At 49.5% G+C, this 17,028-nt stretch carries 12 protein-coding genes; 1 reads left to right on the top strand and 11 read right to left on the bottom strand.

Annotated features, from left to right (window positions below):
* Nucleotides 1–91: 91 nt before the first annotated feature.
* From EH243_RS06195 to EH243_RS06230, 8 genes are all read right to left on the bottom strand, one after another.
* A complete protein-coding gene (locus EH243_RS06195; RefSeq protein WP_126157771.1) occupies nucleotides 92–1,447 on the bottom strand; it encodes a TolC family outer membrane protein in 1,356 nt (451 codons plus the stop codon).
* Nucleotides 1,448–1,915: 468 nt separating this feature from the next.
* The gene (rnr, locus tag EH243_RS06200; RefSeq protein WP_126157772.1) at nucleotides 1,916–4,606 is read right to left on the bottom strand and encodes a ribonuclease R; all 2,691 of its coding nucleotides are present in this window, start codon (nucleotides 4,604–4,606) and stop codon (nucleotides 1,916–1,918) included.
* A gap of 309 nt (nucleotides 4,607–4,915) precedes the next feature.
* Nucleotides 4,916–5,839: a protein translocase subunit SecF gene (gene secF, locus EH243_RS06205; RefSeq protein ID WP_126157773.1), complete on the bottom strand. Its 924-nt coding sequence runs from the start codon at nucleotides 5,837–5,839 to the stop codon at nucleotides 4,916–4,918.
* 14 nt (nucleotides 5,840–5,853) lie between these two features.
* On the bottom strand, nucleotides 5,854–7,704 hold the full coding sequence (gene secD, locus EH243_RS06210) for a protein translocase subunit SecD (RefSeq protein WP_126157774.1): 1,851 nt from the start codon (nucleotides 7,702–7,704) through the stop codon (nucleotides 5,854–5,856).
* A gap of 176 nt (nucleotides 7,705–7,880) precedes the next feature.
* The gene (gene yajC, locus EH243_RS06215; protein WP_126157775.1) at nucleotides 7,881–8,216 is read right to left on the bottom strand and encodes a preprotein translocase subunit YajC; all 336 of its coding nucleotides are present in this window, start codon (nucleotides 8,214–8,216) and stop codon (nucleotides 7,881–7,883) included.
* A gap of 41 nt (nucleotides 8,217–8,257) precedes the next feature.
* Nucleotides 8,258–9,382, bottom strand: coding sequence for a tRNA guanosine(34) transglycosylase Tgt (gene tgt / locus EH243_RS06220; RefSeq protein ID WP_126157776.1), 1,125 nt, complete (start codon nucleotides 9,380–9,382; stop codon nucleotides 8,258–8,260).
* Nucleotides 9,383–9,578: 196 nt separating this feature from the next.
* On the bottom strand, nucleotides 9,579–10,616 hold the full coding sequence (gene queA, locus EH243_RS06225; protein WP_126157777.1) for a tRNA preQ1(34) S-adenosylmethionine ribosyltransferase-isomerase QueA: 1,038 nt from the start codon (nucleotides 10,614–10,616) through the stop codon (nucleotides 9,579–9,581).
* A gap of 385 nt (nucleotides 10,617–11,001) precedes the next feature.
* A complete protein-coding gene (locus EH243_RS06230) occupies nucleotides 11,002–11,487 on the bottom strand; it encodes a hypothetical protein (RefSeq protein ID WP_126157778.1) in 486 nt (161 codons plus the stop codon).
* Between the two features lie 444 nt (nucleotides 11,488–11,931).
* Between EH243_RS06230 and trhO the strand changes: the two genes are divergently transcribed.
* The gene (gene trhO, locus EH243_RS06235) at nucleotides 11,932–12,912 is read left to right on the top strand and encodes an oxygen-dependent tRNA uridine(34) hydroxylase TrhO (protein ID WP_126157779.1); all 981 of its coding nucleotides are present in this window, start codon (nucleotides 11,932–11,934) and stop codon (nucleotides 12,910–12,912) included.
* A 67-nt stretch (nucleotides 12,913–12,979) separates the two neighbouring features.
* On the opposite strand, the gene EH243_RS06240 is transcribed toward trhO, so the two are convergent.
* The 3 genes from EH243_RS06240 to EH243_RS06250 form a co-directional block, all read right to left on the bottom strand.
* A complete protein-coding gene (locus tag EH243_RS06240; RefSeq protein ID WP_126157780.1) occupies nucleotides 12,980–13,672 on the bottom strand; it encodes a response regulator transcription factor in 693 nt (230 codons plus the stop codon).
* A gap of 29 nt (nucleotides 13,673–13,701) precedes the next feature.
* On the bottom strand, nucleotides 13,702–15,462 hold the full coding sequence (locus EH243_RS06245; RefSeq protein ID WP_126157781.1) for a sensor histidine kinase: 1,761 nt from the start codon (nucleotides 15,460–15,462) through the stop codon (nucleotides 13,702–13,704).
* A gap of 63 nt (nucleotides 15,463–15,525) precedes the next feature.
* Nucleotides 15,526–16,872 (bottom strand): vWA domain-containing protein, encoded by a 1,347-nt coding sequence (locus EH243_RS06250; RefSeq protein ID WP_126157782.1) that lies wholly within the window; start codon nucleotides 16,870–16,872, stop codon nucleotides 15,526–15,528.
* Nucleotides 16,873–17,028 lie beyond the last annotated feature (156 nt).

Below are 17,028 nucleotides of genomic sequence, written 5' to 3' on the forward strand. Positions count from 1 at the left end.
GGCTAACCAATAAGCTTTCTTCAGTAACTACCTGTGGTAAATAGGTACGGCTCTAGACTAAAGTGCGTTAAAGGGAAGAATTGCCTGCCCGTTATGATTCATGACTGACCAGCCAGCCATTGATGGCAGACAGATCATCTTCCTGCAGAGCGCCCACCGAAAATTTCAAGCGCAGAACATTAAGCACATAATCATAACGAGCCTTGATCAAGGCCTGTCTTGCATCGGAAAGATCCTGCTCAACATCCAGAACCTCCACGAGGCTATTTTGACCACCACGATAGCCTGCCAACTTAGACTTCAAGCGTCCTTCCTGTGCTTGCAAAGACTTGTCAAGCGCACCTATTTGCACAATAGCCTCATTGATACGGGAATACGCATCATGTGCTGAACGCTCAACAGAACGCTGTTTGTCGTTGCGATCTTCAAGCACACTGCTACGCTTTTCGATCGCTTGACGCAGCTTGGCAGAGGTTTTGCCACCTGAATACAAAGGCACATTCAACTGGACTGATATCTCGGTCGTATCGATATTACTGCCGCCACCAAAGGGCGACCCTTCAATCACTTCATTACCATGAGTTAATACGAAATCGAGTGTGGGATAGTGACCGCCGCGTAACGCTTTAACCTCTTTATCCGCTTCATCTAGGGATAGGTTCAAGGCATGTAATTCGGGGTTATGTCTGGCAGCGAGTTTAACCCACTCTTCAGGGTCTGAAGGTACCGGCATCTCAAGCTGAATATCTGGGCGTAATCGGGATAACTCCCCCGGCATAGTCCCTAACGATTCCCGCAAAGCATAACGACTGTCCATTAAACGACTTTGTAGTTCGATCTCTTTACTCAAGGCATTTAGGTAACGCGCTGAGGCATCCTGCAGATCGACCGTTCTCACAAGGCCCGTTTTATGCTTCTTTTCAGAGACCTCGAAATGTTTCAGCATCGCTTTCTTTTCAGCTGCAACCGCCCGTAGCTGATCACTACGCTCAAGCACTAAAAAGTAACTTTCTGACAGCCTTAATAACAACTGTTGTTTGGATAACGTATATTCAACCTCGGCCCGGTTAGCACTGATTTTGGACTGATCAAAGCGCTGCCATCGGGAGTAATCAAAGATTGACTGGGTAAGTGTCAGACCATAACTATCGGTGGGATAATCGGCAGAGTTACCATAAAAAACGGCATTGTCCGACTCATTGATGGTTTTACTGGTTTCTGTATGTTCGTATTGGAAGGATATCGTTGGCAATAGATCCGCTCGACTCAAGTTGATAATCTCTTGGTCTGCGCGGAACTTATGATAGGCAGAAAGGTATTTGGTGTCGTTCTCTTCAGCGACTTTCCAAACATCCATCAAGTCCTCGGCCGAGGCCTGGGTAGAACAGAGCAATACAGAACAGAAACCCGCACTAACAATAGCGCGGGTTATTTTTTTGTTTTCCATGGTTCCCCCTCGGCCTCATCCTGAGGAGTCTCTCTCTGGCAACCTAACAGGAGAGTCAGCATCCAATGCTATTTAGTTATTTTAGTTTTATAGAAGCATAGATTACTTTTTGTGCAGTTAGCAGTATGAACAATTTCTCAACTTACTACAAACAATAATTGTCAATATCATTTTATCGCCTGCAGCACGTAAAAACATTCCCAACAAATAATAGAAAAAATAAAACATAATAAAAACAATGAATTAATACTACCTAATATAAAAAAATAATTACCCATAATGGGTAATCCTCATCTAGTTCGACACTAAAACAGCGATAACAGACTGAAAAAATACCCGTTTTTCTCAACACCCAGCTATAAAACAAAAAAAGGCAGATACCACCCAAGATGATATCTGCCTTTATTTCATTGCAATGAAAGCCCTCGTTAACAACAGCCGAACGATAAGGGCGATCGAGTTAGCGGATTATTTCTCCGAGCGTTTTCCCCGCAATTTTTTCAGTTTGCGTTTTTTCGCCCGATTACTCAGCCCCTTAGCGGGTTTTCGAGATAAGCGGGTCAGTTCTAGTTCCGTCTCACTCAGTCGGGCGCCGTTTTTCGCCGGTTTCGCTTCCAGTGACTGCTGCGAGGCCTTCCCCTTAGGTTCGGCTCCACGTTTGCGGACTGGCTTAGCGTCGCGCTTATCCGACTTCACCCAAGGTGCTTCGGATTCAGATGTATGCCGAGAGCGCTTGCTCTCAGGCTTACCCGATGCTGGTTTGCCTGATCTACCGAGTGGACGGCCTGCAGGCTTGCGTCCCTGTCGACTTTCTAGCTCAGCCAGAGAAAGCTTGCCCTGTCGCAGCAGTTCCCGCTTACTCAAACGTTTCGGTTCGGGTTTATCGGCATCAGCATCGGTTTTTTCACCCGCTTCGAGCTTTTTGACCAGCTCAAAGTCGATCTTACGATCATCGAGATCCACCCTAGCGACGAGCACCTGTACCCGATCCCCTAGACGGAAAGATTTACCGCTACGCTCGCCATGCAATCGTTGCAAAGCTGCATCATAGTGATAGTAATCACCCGGCAGAGCCGAAATATGGATTAAGCCTTCAACATAAACCTCTTCCAATTCGACAAATACGCCAAAACCCGTCACCGCCGAGATCACACCACTGAACTCATCGCCGACGCAGTCCTGCATATATTCACATTTGAGCCACGACATCACATCACGGGTCGCATCATCGGCACGGCGCTCGGTCATCGAACAGTGTTCACCTAGCTCAACCATCTGCGCAAGGGTGTAACGATGCGCAAAGCGTTTATCGAGCTTAAAGTTGGCCGGACGGGTGATATGGCTGCTCTTACTATCCGAATGGATCAAGCCCCGTATCGCCCGATGCACCAACAGATCGGGATAACGACGAATCGGTGAAGTAAAGTGAGCATAAGCTTCATAATTCAGCCCGAAATGACCTTTATGTTCGGGGCTGTATACCGCCTGAGACATGGATCGCAGCATCATCACTTGGATAACATGCTTATCGGCACGCCCCTCTAAGGATTCAGACAGCGCCTGATAATCCGGTGGCGTTGGCTCATCACCGCCCCCTAAACTCAAACCCAAGGGCCCAAGATAGGTACGTAGGGTCTGCAGTTTTGAATCTTTTGGCCCATCGTGCACACGAAACAGAGCGGGCTGTTTCATACTTTGTAAGATACTGGCCGCGGCCACATTGGCGCAGAGCATGCATTCTTCAATGATCTTATGTGCATCGTTGCGCACCACCGGAATAATCTTTTCGATCTTGCGCTCTTCACTAAACAGAATACGGGTTTCAGTGGTATCAAAGTCGATGGCGCCACGCTCTTCACGGGCGCGACGTAGAGCAAAATAGAGATCATGCAGATGGATAATATGTGGCAACACCTCAGCATATTGCTGGCGCATCGCGATACCTTGCTCGGAATCCGGTTCTTCCAGCATAGCCCCCACCTTGGTGTAGGTTAGCCGTGCTTTAGAACGAATGACCGCTTCATAGAAGGTATAGTCGGTGAGTTTACCGGCATCACTGATGGTCATCTCGCACACCATCGCTAAACGGTTAACATCTGGGTTTAGCGAGCACAGGCCGTTCGACAGCACCTCAGGCAACATGGGCACCACAAACTCAGGAAAATACACCGAGTTACCCCGCAGATGCGCCTCAATATCCAACTGACTACCCGGATGCACATAGGAGGAAACATCGGCGATGGCCACCCATAAGCGCCAACCACCGGAACGTATCGGCTCACAGTAAACCGCATCGTCAAAGTCTTTGGCATCTTCACCGTCGATGGTTACCAAGGGTAAGTCACGCAGATCGACTCGATTTTCGATCGCCGAATCCGGTACCTCAAGGCCTAATTCACCCACCTCCTGACGTATCGCATCATTCCATTCATTCGGAATATCATAGTTGTGGATAGCAACCTTGATCTCCATCCCTGGAGCCATATGGTCACCCAGCACTTCGACCACCCGAGCCGTCGCCTTAGCTCGCTTAGAAGGCGGTGAGATCAACTCAACCACCACTAGCTGACCCTGTTTATAGTCTAACTTGCCGTCGGGATCAGGCAGGATTTGAATATCATTACTGATCCGCTGATTTTCCGGCGTCATATAACCGAATCCGCCATGACCTTGAAAGCGGCCCACCAGCTTCCGGGTTTTCCGTTCTAATACCTCAACAATGGCGCCTTCTGTCCGACCTCGACGATCTTCCCCAGTAGCTCGCACCAGCGCACGATCACCGTCGAATACCTGGCGCATCTCTCGGGCCGAGAGAAAGATATCGTCACCACCCTCATCCGGAATAAGAAAACCAAAACCGTCCCGATGCCCCGCGATCCGGCCAGCCACCAAATCCAACTTACTCAGCAAAATATAATGGGCTTTACGGTCACGCATTAACTGACCATCACGCTCCATCGCTCGCAGACGACGGCGTAACGCCTCGACGCTCTCTTCATCGTCAATATCCAACAATGCTTCAATCTGCGGTCGGGTCAAGGGCTCGCCTTGCTCCGCCAACAGCGCCATGATCATCTCTCGGCTGGCAATCGGACGTTCATACTTCTCCGCTTCGCGGTCGGCTTGTGGGTCTTCAGAAAAATGTTTTGAGTCTGACATGCATCATCTTCTGCTATGTAGGTTTGAAATAACGATACTTCAACAATACCTTAATCTGGCTCACTTTGCCGAACCAGAATCACGTTTAAAAGCCGGAAGTAACACTTCCCGCTACAGCCGTAATAATAGCGTCATTATCTGAGACGGCAATAATCGAATAGAAAACAAACCGACACAAAACAGGCGATGACTCGCAGCCTCGCCAAATCGAGCCAATCCGCAGGCGAAAAAAAACCGCGACAACGGTCACGGTTTTTTCAGTCGCTAGCCCAGCGGTTCAAAAAACCAAGGCTAAAACAAGAACAACCATTAAGGCATCTCGTCGACTTCTTCGCCTTCAGGTTTTTCCTGAGGGATCAGGTCTTCTTTAGTCAGCCCCATCAAGATCAGCACGTTTGCCGCCACATAGATGGAAGAATAGGTACCCACACAGACACCCACCAGCAGCGCGATAGCAAAACCAAAGATCATTTCGCCACCAAACACCGCCAGCGCCACCAGCACCAGCAAGGTTGTTAACGAGGTCACTAAGGTACGCCCAAGGGTCTGACTCAACGAGACGTTCATAATCTCGAGTGCATCACCTTTACGCAGTTTTCGGAAGTTCTCACGGATACGGTCAGACACTACAATCGTATCGTTAAGTGAGTAACCAATAACCGCTAGAATCGCCGCTAACACCGTCAGATCGAAATCAAACTGGAATAGCGAGAAGAAGCCCAGCACAATCAACACATCGTGTGCCAAGGCGGTCACCGACGCGACCGAGAACTTCAGCTGGAAGCGGAACGCCACATATACCATCACCATAAACAGTGCCAGCAACATGCCTAAACCACCCTGCTCTCGCAGCTCCTCACCTACCTGCGCACCCACAAACTCGTTACGTCGTAGGGTTAGCTCTTGGGTCTCACCGCTTTGCAGTGTTTCCAATACATGATCACCAAGCTTAGGGTCATGAGCAACACCCATGCGGATAAGGATATCAACCGGCGAACCAAAGGTTTGCACCACGGCATCGTCATAGCCAGCATTTTCCAGCTTATCCCGAATACCATTGAGATCCGGTTCTTGCTGATAGCCCACCTCGATGAGTGAACCACCGGTGAAATCCAGACCAAACTTCAGCCCATTAATCGCCAGTGATCCGATCGAAATCAGCAGTAGAGCAATTGAAAAGGCCGCTGCGATTTTACGCAGCCCCATAAAGTTATAGATTTTTTCAGTCGTCATCTTACTCTACTCCGTCAAATCGACAGTTTTTTCAGCGCACGACCGCCGTAAGTCAAGTTAACCAACATCCGTGTCACCAGAATAGCAGTGAACATGGAGGTGATAATACCGACCGACAGGGTAATCGCGAACCCTTTCACCGGACCAGACCCCATCGCAAACAGAATCACGGCCGCTAACAAGGTGGTGATATTGGCATCAAAAATGGTGGAGAACGCTCGGTCGAAACCGGCACTGATCGCCGATTGCGTCGGCAACCCATTTTTAAGCTCCTCTCGTATTCGCGAGAAGATCAACACGTTAGCATCGACAGCCATACCGACGGTCAAAACGATACCAGCAATACCCGGCAACGTTAAGGTGGCCGACATAATCGACATCACCGCCAGCAACAACACTAGGTTAAAGGTCAGCGCAATATTCGCCAGCAAACCAAAGACCCGGTAGTACGCCACCATAAATAGCAACACGAGAGCAAAGCCTATCTGTACTGACAACATACCCTGTGAAATATTCTGTTCACCCAAGCTTGGGCCGACAGTACGTTCCTCAACGAAGTAGATAGGGGCAGCCAAAGCACCGGCCCGCAACAGCAACGCTAACTCAGAAGACTCTGTGGCGCTGTCCAGCCCGGTAATCCGGAAGCTAGCACCCAGTACACTCTGAATCGTTGCCAGTGAGATAATCCGTTTCTCAACATAAGGAACCCGCTTAGCAACCTGCTCACCATCCACAGTCTCATACAGTGTCCGGTTCTTATGCTCGACAAAGAGTACCGCCATGCGCCGTTTAATCGCATTCCGCGTGGTACGGTTCATCATCTGACCACCTTTGGCGTCCAGTGAGATATTCACCTGCGGCTGACCATTTTCATCAAAGGATGACTGCGCATTAGACACGCTAGCACCGGTAATGATGATGTCCTTCTCAAGGGTCGCATGGCGACTCTGATCACGGAAGTCATAGGTCTCAGTGGTCGCCCGCGAAGCATCGGTCGTCGCTTCTAGACGGAACTCAAGGTTCGCTGTTTTACCGATAATCCGTTTAGCGGCAGCGGCATCTTGAATACCCGGCAACTGCACAACGATACGGTTACGCCCTTGACGCTGCACCAGAGGCTCGGCGACACCCAGCTCATTCACCCGGTTACGCAGGGTGGTTAGGTTCTGTTTGATCGCATAGTCTTCGATCTCACGGATTTGACTTTCCGTCAGATTGACATTGATGTAGAACGCACCGCCTTTGTCTTCACTGCTGACCAGAAATTCCGTGTAATCCTTACGCAGCAGCGACTCGGCTTGATCTCGAACATCTGCGGTAGAGAATTTAAGCTCTAGGCTGCCGTCTTCACGATGATCAACCGAACGGTAACGTAACTTCTCGGTACGCAGTTTGGTCTTAATTTCGCTAACGTAAACATCTAGACGCTGTGCAACGGCGGATACCATGTCCACTTCCAATAAGAAGTGCACACCACCGCGCAGATCGAGACCCAACTTCATGGGGCCTGCGCCCACTGCTCTCAACCATTCCGGTGTTGTCGGTGCCAGGTTAAGCGCCACAACATAGTTATCACCCAAGGTCCGGCTGATAATCTCTTTCGCTTCAAGCTGAGCACGACCATCTTCGAAGCGGATCAACCCGCCTTTATCGGTCAGTTCATCACCTTTAACACTAATATTCGCCTTCTGCAGCTCCTGCTTAACCTGATCCAGCAACGGCTGGTTAACAATATTCGCTTCCCGAGTACCGGAAAGCTGTACAGCATAATCATCAGGATAAAGGTTAGGCGCAGCGTAGATACAGCCGATCAGCAATATCAGCACGATCAGCGCGTTTTTCCACAGTGGATTTTTATTGAGCATGGCGCTCTGTCCCTAACTAGCCCAGCGATGGATAGATACATGGTTAACAACCATGCACGCCCCGCCTAGGCACCAGTATTTAGATTTAAACGGTTAAAAAACCAAGCCTGTTAAAGGCATGGTTTCATCACATCCAAAAAACGCCACGATAGTGGCGTTTTGTTACAATTTGATGCTTAGATCTGTTTGATTGTGCCTTTTGGCAACGCTGCACTGACATGAGTCTTTTGGAACGTCAGTTCAGTGGTATCGTTGACGCTAAGAACAATGTAATCATCATTCAGACGGACAACTTTACCGATCAAGCCACCAGCGGTGATTACTTCATCACCCTTAGTCAGCCCACCGAGTAGCGCTTTATGTTCTTTTGCCCGTTTCGCTTGAGGGCGCCACATAAACATGTAGAAAATGATACCGAAGCCAACCAGAAAAATCAGATTGAACATACTTGGGTCTAAACCACCCGGTCCGGCAGCGTCTGCAGCGTGTGCTGAAGAAATTAACAAGCTCATTAAGGCTTCTCCTAATACTTAATAAAAACAAACATTTAAAGTCAAACTTCAACGTTAAGAGGCGGAACATCCATCCCCTTAAGATGGTAGAACTGATCGACAAAGTCGTCCAATTTACCCTGTTCAATGGCCTTACGCAATCCAGCCATAAGCTCCTGATAATAATGCAGGTTGTGGATCGTATTTAGCTGAGAGCCAACGATCTCCTTACACTTATCAAGATGGTGCAAATAAGCACGACTAAAGTTTTGGCAGGTGTAGCAAGTACACTCTTCATCTAACGGACGGGTATCGGTTTTATTCGCAGCATTTCGCAGCTTTACCACACCGTTACGGGTAAATAGATGGCCGTTTCGTGCATTACGGGTTGGCATCACGCAGTCGAACATATCCACACCGCGACGCACACCTTCAACAATATCTTCCGGCTTACCCACACCCATCAAATAGCGAGGCTTATCTTCTGGCATTTTATACGCCAGATGATCCAGCACTTTCACCATCTCATCTTTCGGCTCGCCCACCGACAAACCGCCGATCGCATAGCCATCAAAGCCGATATCGTTAAGGCCTTCGATCGACTCGTCCCGCAGGTGCGGGAACATGCCGCCCTGCACAATACCAAACAGTGCAGAAGGACTATCACCATGGGCAGCTTTAGAACGCTTAGCCCAACGCAATGACAACCGCATCGACTCAGCCGCTTCAGTCTCTGTAGCTGGATATGGCGTACACTCATCGAAGATCATCACGATATCAGAACCCAGATCGCGCTGAACCTGCATCGATTCTTCCGGCCCCATAAATACTTTCGAGCCATTCACCGGTGATTGGAAATGCACACCGGCTTCGGTGATTTTACGCATCGCGCCCAAGCTAAACACCTGAAAGCCACCGGAGTCGGTGAGAATCGGGCCTTTCCAGTGCATAAAGTCATGCAGATCGCCGTGGGCCTTAATCACCTCGGTACCAGGACGCAGCATCAGGTGGAAGGTATTGCCCAGAATAATCTGCGCGCCAATCGCTTCAATATCTTTCGGCAGCATCCCCTTAACCGAACCATAGGTACCCACCGGCATAAAGGCCGGCGTTTCCACATCCCCGCGGGGAAAGCTCAAGCGGGCACGACGGGCTTTGCCATCGGTCGCCAAACGCTCAAACTTCATAAAACATTCTCTGGTCACAATCGTTCCTAAAAGTAAGTTTCCTCAACGCGGGTTTCGCTAAGGGCGCTGCAATCTCTTCTCTATATAAGGCTTAATTACATAAATTAAAGGCTGATATCACTATTTCCGCCCTGCAGCCGCCATTAGTTTGGCTCGCCAGCCATCACTAACACTTAAAACATCGATAAAAACCGCTTCACTTCACCGTTTGCTTGGTCAAGAACATCGCATCGCCATAGCTAAAGAAGCGATATTGCTGAGCCACCGCTTCTTTATAGGCCGCCATCATATGCTCATAACCGGCAAACGCCGACACCAACATCAGCAAGGTCGATTCAGGTAGGTGGAAATTGGTAATCAGCAGATCCACCGTACGGAACTCATACCCGGGGAAGATAAAGATATCGGTATCACCGAAAAAGGGCTCAATCTCACCGCTTTTACTCGCAGTTTCGAGGCAACGCACTGAGGTAGTCCCCACCGCCAACACGCGATTTCCCCGCGCCTTGGTTTCGCGTACCGCCTGACACACCTCTTCAGACACCTCGATATATTCAGCATGCATCTTGTGATCCTGAATATTATCTACCTTCACCGGCCGAAAGGTGCCCGCCCCCACATGCAGCGTCACAAAGGCCTTATTTACACCTTTTTCTTCCAAGCGGCGCATCAAGGCATCATCAAAGTGTAAACCAGCAGTCGGCGCAGCCACCGCACCGGGTTTTTCGTTATACACCGTTTGATAACGTTCGCGATCCGACAACTCATCTTCACGCTTCATATAAGGCGGTAACGGCATATGACCAAACTGCTCTAAGGCATCGATCAGATGCCCTTCCGCTAAATCAAATTCCAACTCAAACAGATCATCATGACGGCGCACCATCGTTGCTTTCAAACCACCATCGAGGGTCAGTTCGGCACCCGGCTTCGGCGAACGACTCGAACGGATATGGGCTAACGCCGAACGCTCATCCAATACCCGTTCAATCAGTACTTCGATCTTACCGCCAGAGGCTTTTTCGCCGAACATGCGCGCCGGAATCACCCGAGTGTTGTTAAATACCACTAAATCACCGGGTTCGAGCCATTCTAATACATCAAAAAACTGCCGATGCTCAAACTCACCACTATTGCCATCGACACAGAATAAGCGGCTATCGCTACGCTTTTCCAACGGATAGCGGGCAATCAGCTCATCGGGTAGATCGAAATGAAAATCTTTAACCTGCATAGAAAAACGCTAACCTAAACTCAGTGATTCAGCTATGACTGACTGCGCAACCTGCACTCAGCCGACAAAAGGGGGCATATTCTACCCGAGTCCCCTTTAAACTTCAGCTATATTAACGAGTAGAGTCTAATGATTTAGCAACGGGATACACCGCAATGACGGCAGGGGAGAGCGTGGGAACATACGTCTCTCACGGTTCGACGCGCCGAGAGAAAGCGCATAAAGACTAGAAGGCACGGTATTACCTTACCAAACAACCAATTAGCTACTTAACCATGCCGTTCACTCACAGCAGATGGCACCTTGGCCCCGTAAATAAACGTGAAAACGGAAAATACGAGCGCGGACCAGTATTTTCCACTGCAGCAATGTGTTATGAAATGACCTATTTAGATTTTATTGCATCGGGAACGGCTTTCACTTTAAGTTCGCGTGAAGCACTCACTTCAGCCACCTTACGCTGCGGTTTTGAAATATCAACTTGAGTATGTAGATTAAACGTGACGGAATAAGTCTCTTTTGTTCGTGAATCTTGAGCTTTGTACGAAAAAGTTTCAAAAACTTTACAGGGGTTACATCGGTTAGCGAGCAACTGTTTAAGCAGGATGTTCTGTAGTTCTTTTTCATTGTATTTTCCGCCCATGGCTTTGTTCAGCATCGGAGGAATTACTTCAGAAAGGTAATATGAGCGGGCTTCGTCTTTTAGCGCACTGACTCTTTTTAACTGAGTCTCATTTAATTCTACTTTTCCTGATACACCTGCTTCTTTAATGATTATATCAATCCCTTCAACAGGATCATTCCCGCCTTGGGCAAATACTAAAGTGGGAATAAGCAAGGTGATGCTTAATAACATTTTAAATATATTCATTATATTCTTTCCCTGTGTCATCTTTACAAAGCAGTATTGCTTTTGCCGCTAAGGCACATAACAACGAGTTATAGTGCCTATCGAGGCTGCATCCCTGCCATAAACGTACTTCAAGCATAATAGCCACATCCTGTTAAATCAAAGCGTTAATTCGACATTACTATGGCTCAGAAAAAGGAAGTAAAAATCTCCGAGCGTAAGACTGGCTTGCATAGTCGTCAACTCACGCCTTAACCTTCTTTTTAATCAACAAGTTACAAAACGCCTAATTGACTTACGCCGCAGCACATCTAAAAGCCCTACTTTTTATCCGTCTTAATAGTGCTTAGATGCGCGTATAATGCCGCCCTGATCTTTTTAACCCTTTTAATTATATCAGCCATTTATTAACCCTTTATTAACCATAGGCTCCGGACTTACGATCCGATTGGCTGAGGAGATACCATGTCACAGACCATAGTCTGCGCGATGTATAAGTTTGTCGTATTAGAAGATTTTGAAGCGCTGCGTGAGCCGCTGCATAACGTCATGTTAAACAACGATGTGCGCGGCACGCTGCTGCTGGCGCGGGAAGGCATTAACGGCACCGTGGCTGGTAGCCGCGCGGGCATCGATGCCCTGCTGAGCTGGTTGCAGAATGATCCACGGCTAGCCGATATCGGCTATAAAGAATCCATCGACGACAGCAACCCCTTTCATCGCACCAAGGTTAAACTGAAAAAAGAGATCGTCACCATGGGCGTCGAGGGCATCGACCCTAAACGGATCGTTGGCACCTACGTGAAGCCGGAAGAGTGGAATGCGCTAATCTCTGACCCTGAAGTCACTCTGGTGGATACCCGTAATGACTATGAAGTGCAGGTGGGTACCTTTAAAGGCGCAATCAACCCCAACACCAATACCTTCCGCGAGTTCCCTGACTACGTTAAAGAGCAGCTAGATCCGCAAAAAAACAAGAAGGTCGCGATGTTTTGCACCGGTGGTATCCGCTGTGAAAAATCCACCGCTTACCTGAAAGAGCAAGGCTTCGATGAGGTCTACCACTTGGAAGGCGGTATTCTTAAATACCTAGAAGAGGTTCCACAGGAACAATCCATGTGGGAAGGCGAATGCTTTGTGTTTGATAACCGCGTGACCGTCAACCACCAGCTCGAAAAAGGCAGCTATGATCAGTGCCACGCTTGTCGCTTGCCACTCACCGAAGAGCAGATGCAAAGCGAACAGTATCAACCGGGTATCAGCTGCCCGAACTGCTATGACAGCCTCAGCGATGAGCAGCGTCAACGCTTCATTGAACGGCAGAAACAGATGCAACTGGCCGAGCAGCGGGGCGAAGCGCATATCGGTGCCGACGCTAACGACACCAGCAGCAAACGACGCGAACTCAAGCAGCAACTGCGTGAAGCGCAACACGAAAGCAAGTAGACATAACCTAAGAGGGCGCACCAAGTGCCCTCTTAGCCCCTTGCTTCTTTTCTCAACTCAGACCCAATCAGTACACGCCATCAAAACGATAGCCTACGCCATGCACCGTGGTGATAATGCGCGGCGACTTAGCATCCAACTCGATCGCCTTACGTAACTTAGAAATATGCTGATCCAGCGTACGACTGTTAGCAAAATAATCCCGCCCCCAACAGTGATTAAACAGCGCATCACGACCCACCACTTTGCCCTGCTGTTCGAACAGCAAATGCAATATTTTCAGGTCTCTTAAACTTAACTCAATCACCTGACCATCCCGCAACGCACGAAACTCCGAGGGTCTGATCTCAAGATCAGCCATGACAAAGCTATCCGGCTCCGCCAGTTCAACCAGCGGACGCTGCGCCCGTCGCGTCACCGCGCGAATCCGAGCAATCACTTCTCGGCTACCGAAGGGCTTTTTAATGTAATCATCCGCGCCTAACTCAAGCCCGAGCACCTGATCTATCTCTTCCGATTTAGCCGTAATAAAGATCACCGGCAACCGTTCGTTGTGCTGGCGAATACGGCGACACACCGCATAACCATCCTGTTTTGGCATCATAATATCCAATAGCACCAGATCAGGCTGATGCTGCTGGTATAACTGCCAGGCCTGCTCACCATCGGCCGCTTCGATACAGTCATAGCCTTCAGCTTCCAGTAAAGTCGCCAGCCCCTGACGGATATGCAGATCATCTTCGGCAATTAATAATTTCATTCGGTTTTCCGTCTTATCATCGATATGGCCTAATTATTCTCGGGGCCATTCACTGGCGTGGCTAAGGTCAGTAAAAAACTAACCCCCTCGGTAAGTGGCGTTGTCGTACGCGGCTCTAGGACTAAATCCCCGCGATGCGCTCGGGCCAAATCCCGCGCCAAGCCCAAGCCAATTCCCGTACCACTCACCCCTTCCGTCAGTTTGTCGCTACCCCGATAGAATGGCTCAAATAACTTCTGCGCATCCTCTACCGACACCCCTGGGCCAAAATCAGTCACACGGATGTAGCTGCACAAACCATCCGGCTGTTCCGCCTGCCAACTATTGATATCAACAAAGCGCCCTTCAGCGGCATATTTCTCACAGTTGCTCAGCAGGTTGTTAAGAATCTGTTCTAAAGCCTCACTGTCAAACTGGCACAACTGGGTCGCCTGCCCGTTAAATCGAATGCTGAGGTGCCGCGCACTGAGCACCGGCGTGAACAACGCCACCACCTGTTCAATCACTGAATCAATGACGCCCTGATGATAGCGAACACTCACTCCTTCACGTTTAGCGCGCGAAAAACTCAGTACATTTTCGATCAAACGCGACAGTCGCCCCGCCTCACTGCTGATCACGCCCAAATAGCGCTGTGCCACCGGCTCGTCATCGGGCAGTTCCTGTTCTAGCATCTCGGTATATAAACGCACATTGGTCAACGGCGTTTTCAGCTCATGGGAGACCTGATTAACGAAGTTGACCCGTTGTTCGGCGATACGCAGTTCGCGGTTATGCTCGCGGTACAACAGATAAGCTAGACTCGACAAACCTGCGGCCAGTAACACTAATAAAACAATCAGCCCCAACCAACCGGTAATCGCAGCGGGTAACTCGGCGGCATAATAGGCCAGATGCCAGCTCGCCAAGGGGTGACTCAGTGGCAACGTTTGTAACGGTTTTTGTGCACTATCTAGCGACTGCCCACCCCAGCGATAAGCCACTTCACCCCGATCATTCACCAGCTGAATGTCACTATCGGTATCAACATCACTGAATAATGGTGCCTCTGCATTGGCAACCGCACTGGATGGCAGCAGATTGATGAGATCCGATAACAACCGCGCCGAGTTCAAGGCAAACCCGACGGTATTACCCTCACTATCCTGCCACCAGAAGATCTGTTGCAAACCCGCCTCGGCATACCAAGCTATCCATCCATGGGGTTGATCAGGCAAGCGGGGCGCTGCATTCGCGAGGGTTTGCACAGCCGCATCGGCACTGTAACGGGATTTTTGTGCCACCGAATCACTCAGCTGCGCACTCTGCAACTCGTCACGGCCCACCTTAACCTCGCTCGGGGCTGCTGTCTGCCCAACCGGGTCTAGCACCGGCATGGTAAAGCGTTCAGGCTCACGCAACAGCTTTCGGGTTAACTCAACAAAATCTTGCTCTTGCTGGTTTAACGGCTGATCGATAGGGGGAAAGCGACGCTCGCCCGTCGCCGATAAAACAAACATCTGCTTAATCACCGCCGACTGATCGATAAAGCGGCGCACCGGCCCAACGCTATACTGCCCTGCTGTATCCTGCTGCAACGCCTCGGCCTGACGAATAAAACGCTGTTGCAGTAGAAAAAAGTGCTCCTGAAACTGCTCATCAATGTTCTGCAGCCGGCTCGTCACCAAATTATTCAATTGATGGGCGACCACCTGTTGTTGATCTAACTGCAAGCGCACCCCGAACCAAGCCAGCAGCAGCAACGGCAGCGTAATAATCACAGCAAGCAATACAGGTGTTCGTCTTTTCACAGGCTCTTCCGGTGTAGCTTGGGCAAACCCGAAGATTCACCCAGCGCTATAGGTTGGCACGCATCAATAGGTTTGTTGAGTGGCACGTTTATACTGCCGTGCTTTCAGCTCTTTACGCTGTTTATTCCAATCCTGATTCGTTTCAAGTTCGTCCGCATCCTGCAGGGCTTCCTCTTGTTGCTCTTGCAAACGGGGAGAACTCAAAGATTCAGCCTGTGACCCTAAATAGGAGGCGCTATCTTGGAGAATCTTCTTCGCCCCTGCTAGATCACCGCTATCCCGTGCTTCAATGGCATCTCGGCTGTATTCATTAGCGACCTGTTCCACCGCCGCTTCCAGCGCCTTATCATCCCGAGCCGCTTCGACCTCTTGGGCAGAACCACTAAAACGAGCCATACTCTGCCCCGTTAACTGCTCTTGATGTTGAGTAAACAGGTTGTCATAAGCCACCTTCACCGACACTAATTCCAGCTCTGTTTCAGCCGCCTGCTTAGGCACTTCAACCTCAAGAATAACGAATTTCTCCTGCTCGCTATATAACTGATTCAAGCGGGTCGTGACCCGATTACCCATAATCTCACTTTCGCGACCAAGCAAGCGGATAGGCGTGACACCGTTTTTACAGTGGATCTCAATATTGACCCCCTGCGCGACAACCGACAGCACATCACCAAACTCATATTGAAACACCGACGCCAGATCTGCCGCATTTTCAACAAAGGCATGGTTACCATCACTAAAGCCAGCGAGGCGGGTCATTAAATCTTCGTTATATCCCAGCCCTAGGCCAATGGTGGTGACACTGATCCCCTCTTTCGCCAAGGAAGCCCCCAGCTCGCCCAATTCAGAAGCCGACTGTGGGCCAACATTCGCCAGCCCATCGGAGAGTAAAATCACTCGGTTGACTTTATTACGGCTAAGAAATTTACGTAGCTCATGGGCACCTTTACTGACACCGGCAAACAGGGCGGTATTACCACTCGCATGAACATCACGAATCGCATGATAAATACTCTGCTGATCACGTACCTGTGTCGCTGGCACCACCACCTGCACCCGAGAATCGTAACTAACCACCGAGACGATATCCCGTTCATCGAGACGTTTAATCGCCATAATGGCGGCTTCACGGGCATACTGAATTTTATCCCCGCCCATGGAACCTGACTTATCCAACACAATCGCAACATTCGCCGGTATCCGCGCCTGCTGATCTTGCTGCTTAAAACCTTCCAGTGACACCTTAATAAACGCACGGTGACGTTGATCGGCCTCCATCACGGGCGTCGCCAAATTAATATTGAGATTCACCTGATTCGCCTGGCTTAGCCCGGGCAGCAGGCTCAGCAACACAAAGCCTATTGTTCGTACTGTGCGTCTTAGCATCGGTTTGTCGGATTGAGTTTTCATGATCACCTTCCTGAATTGAGAGTCTAGTGGAACAAAGCCACCGCTGTATTCACTCTACGCTCAGGCAGATGTGGAAAAGTCAGATGAAATTATCGATTTTGTAAGAAATTTGTAAAACCGACGATAACCGCCCCAACCACTTGTTGTCGTAGAGAT

Origin of the sequence: Amphritea opalescens (genome assembly GCF_003957515.1) — a bacterium.
Taxonomy (GTDB): Bacteria; Pseudomonadota; Gammaproteobacteria; order Pseudomonadales; family Balneatricaceae; genus Amphritea; species Amphritea opalescens.

Bases quoted from the DNA above. Each gene is read 5' to 3' on its own strand.
- EH243_RS06195 (WP_126157771.1), bottom strand. From the start codon at position 1,447: ATGGAAAACAAAAAAATAACCCGCGCTATTGTTAGTGCGGGTTTCTGT.
- rnr (WP_126157772.1), bottom strand. From the start codon at position 4,606: ATGTCAGACTCAAAACATTTTTCTGAAGACCCACAAGCCGACCGCGAA.
- secF (WP_126157773.1), bottom strand. From the start codon at position 5,839: ATGACGACTGAAAAAATCTATAACTTTATGGGGCTGCGTAAAATCGCA.
- secD (WP_126157774.1), bottom strand. From the start codon at position 7,704: ATGCTCAATAAAAATCCACTGTGGAAAAACGCGCTGATCGTGCTGATA.
- yajC (WP_126157775.1), bottom strand. From the start codon at position 8,216: ATGAGCTTGTTAATTTCTTCAGCACACGCTGCAGACGCTGCCGGACCG.
- tgt (WP_126157776.1), bottom strand. From the start codon at position 9,382: ATGAAGTTTGAGCGTTTGGCGACCGATGGCAAAGCCCGTCGTGCCCGC.
- queA (WP_126157777.1), bottom strand. From the start codon at position 10,616: ATGCAGGTTAAAGATTTTCATTTCGATCTACCCGATGAGCTGATTGCC.
- EH243_RS06230 (WP_126157778.1), bottom strand. From the start codon at position 11,487: ATGAATATATTTAAAATGTTATTAAGCATCACCTTGCTTATTCCCACT.
- trhO (WP_126157779.1), top strand. From the start codon at position 11,932: ATGTCACAGACCATAGTCTGCGCGATGTATAAGTTTGTCGTATTAGAA.
- EH243_RS06240 (WP_126157780.1), bottom strand. From the start codon at position 13,672: ATGAAATTATTAATTGCCGAAGATGATCTGCATATCCGTCAGGGGCTG.
- EH243_RS06250 (WP_126157782.1), bottom strand. From the start codon at position 16,872: ATGAAAACTCAATCCGACAAACCGATGCTAAGACGCACAGTACGAACA.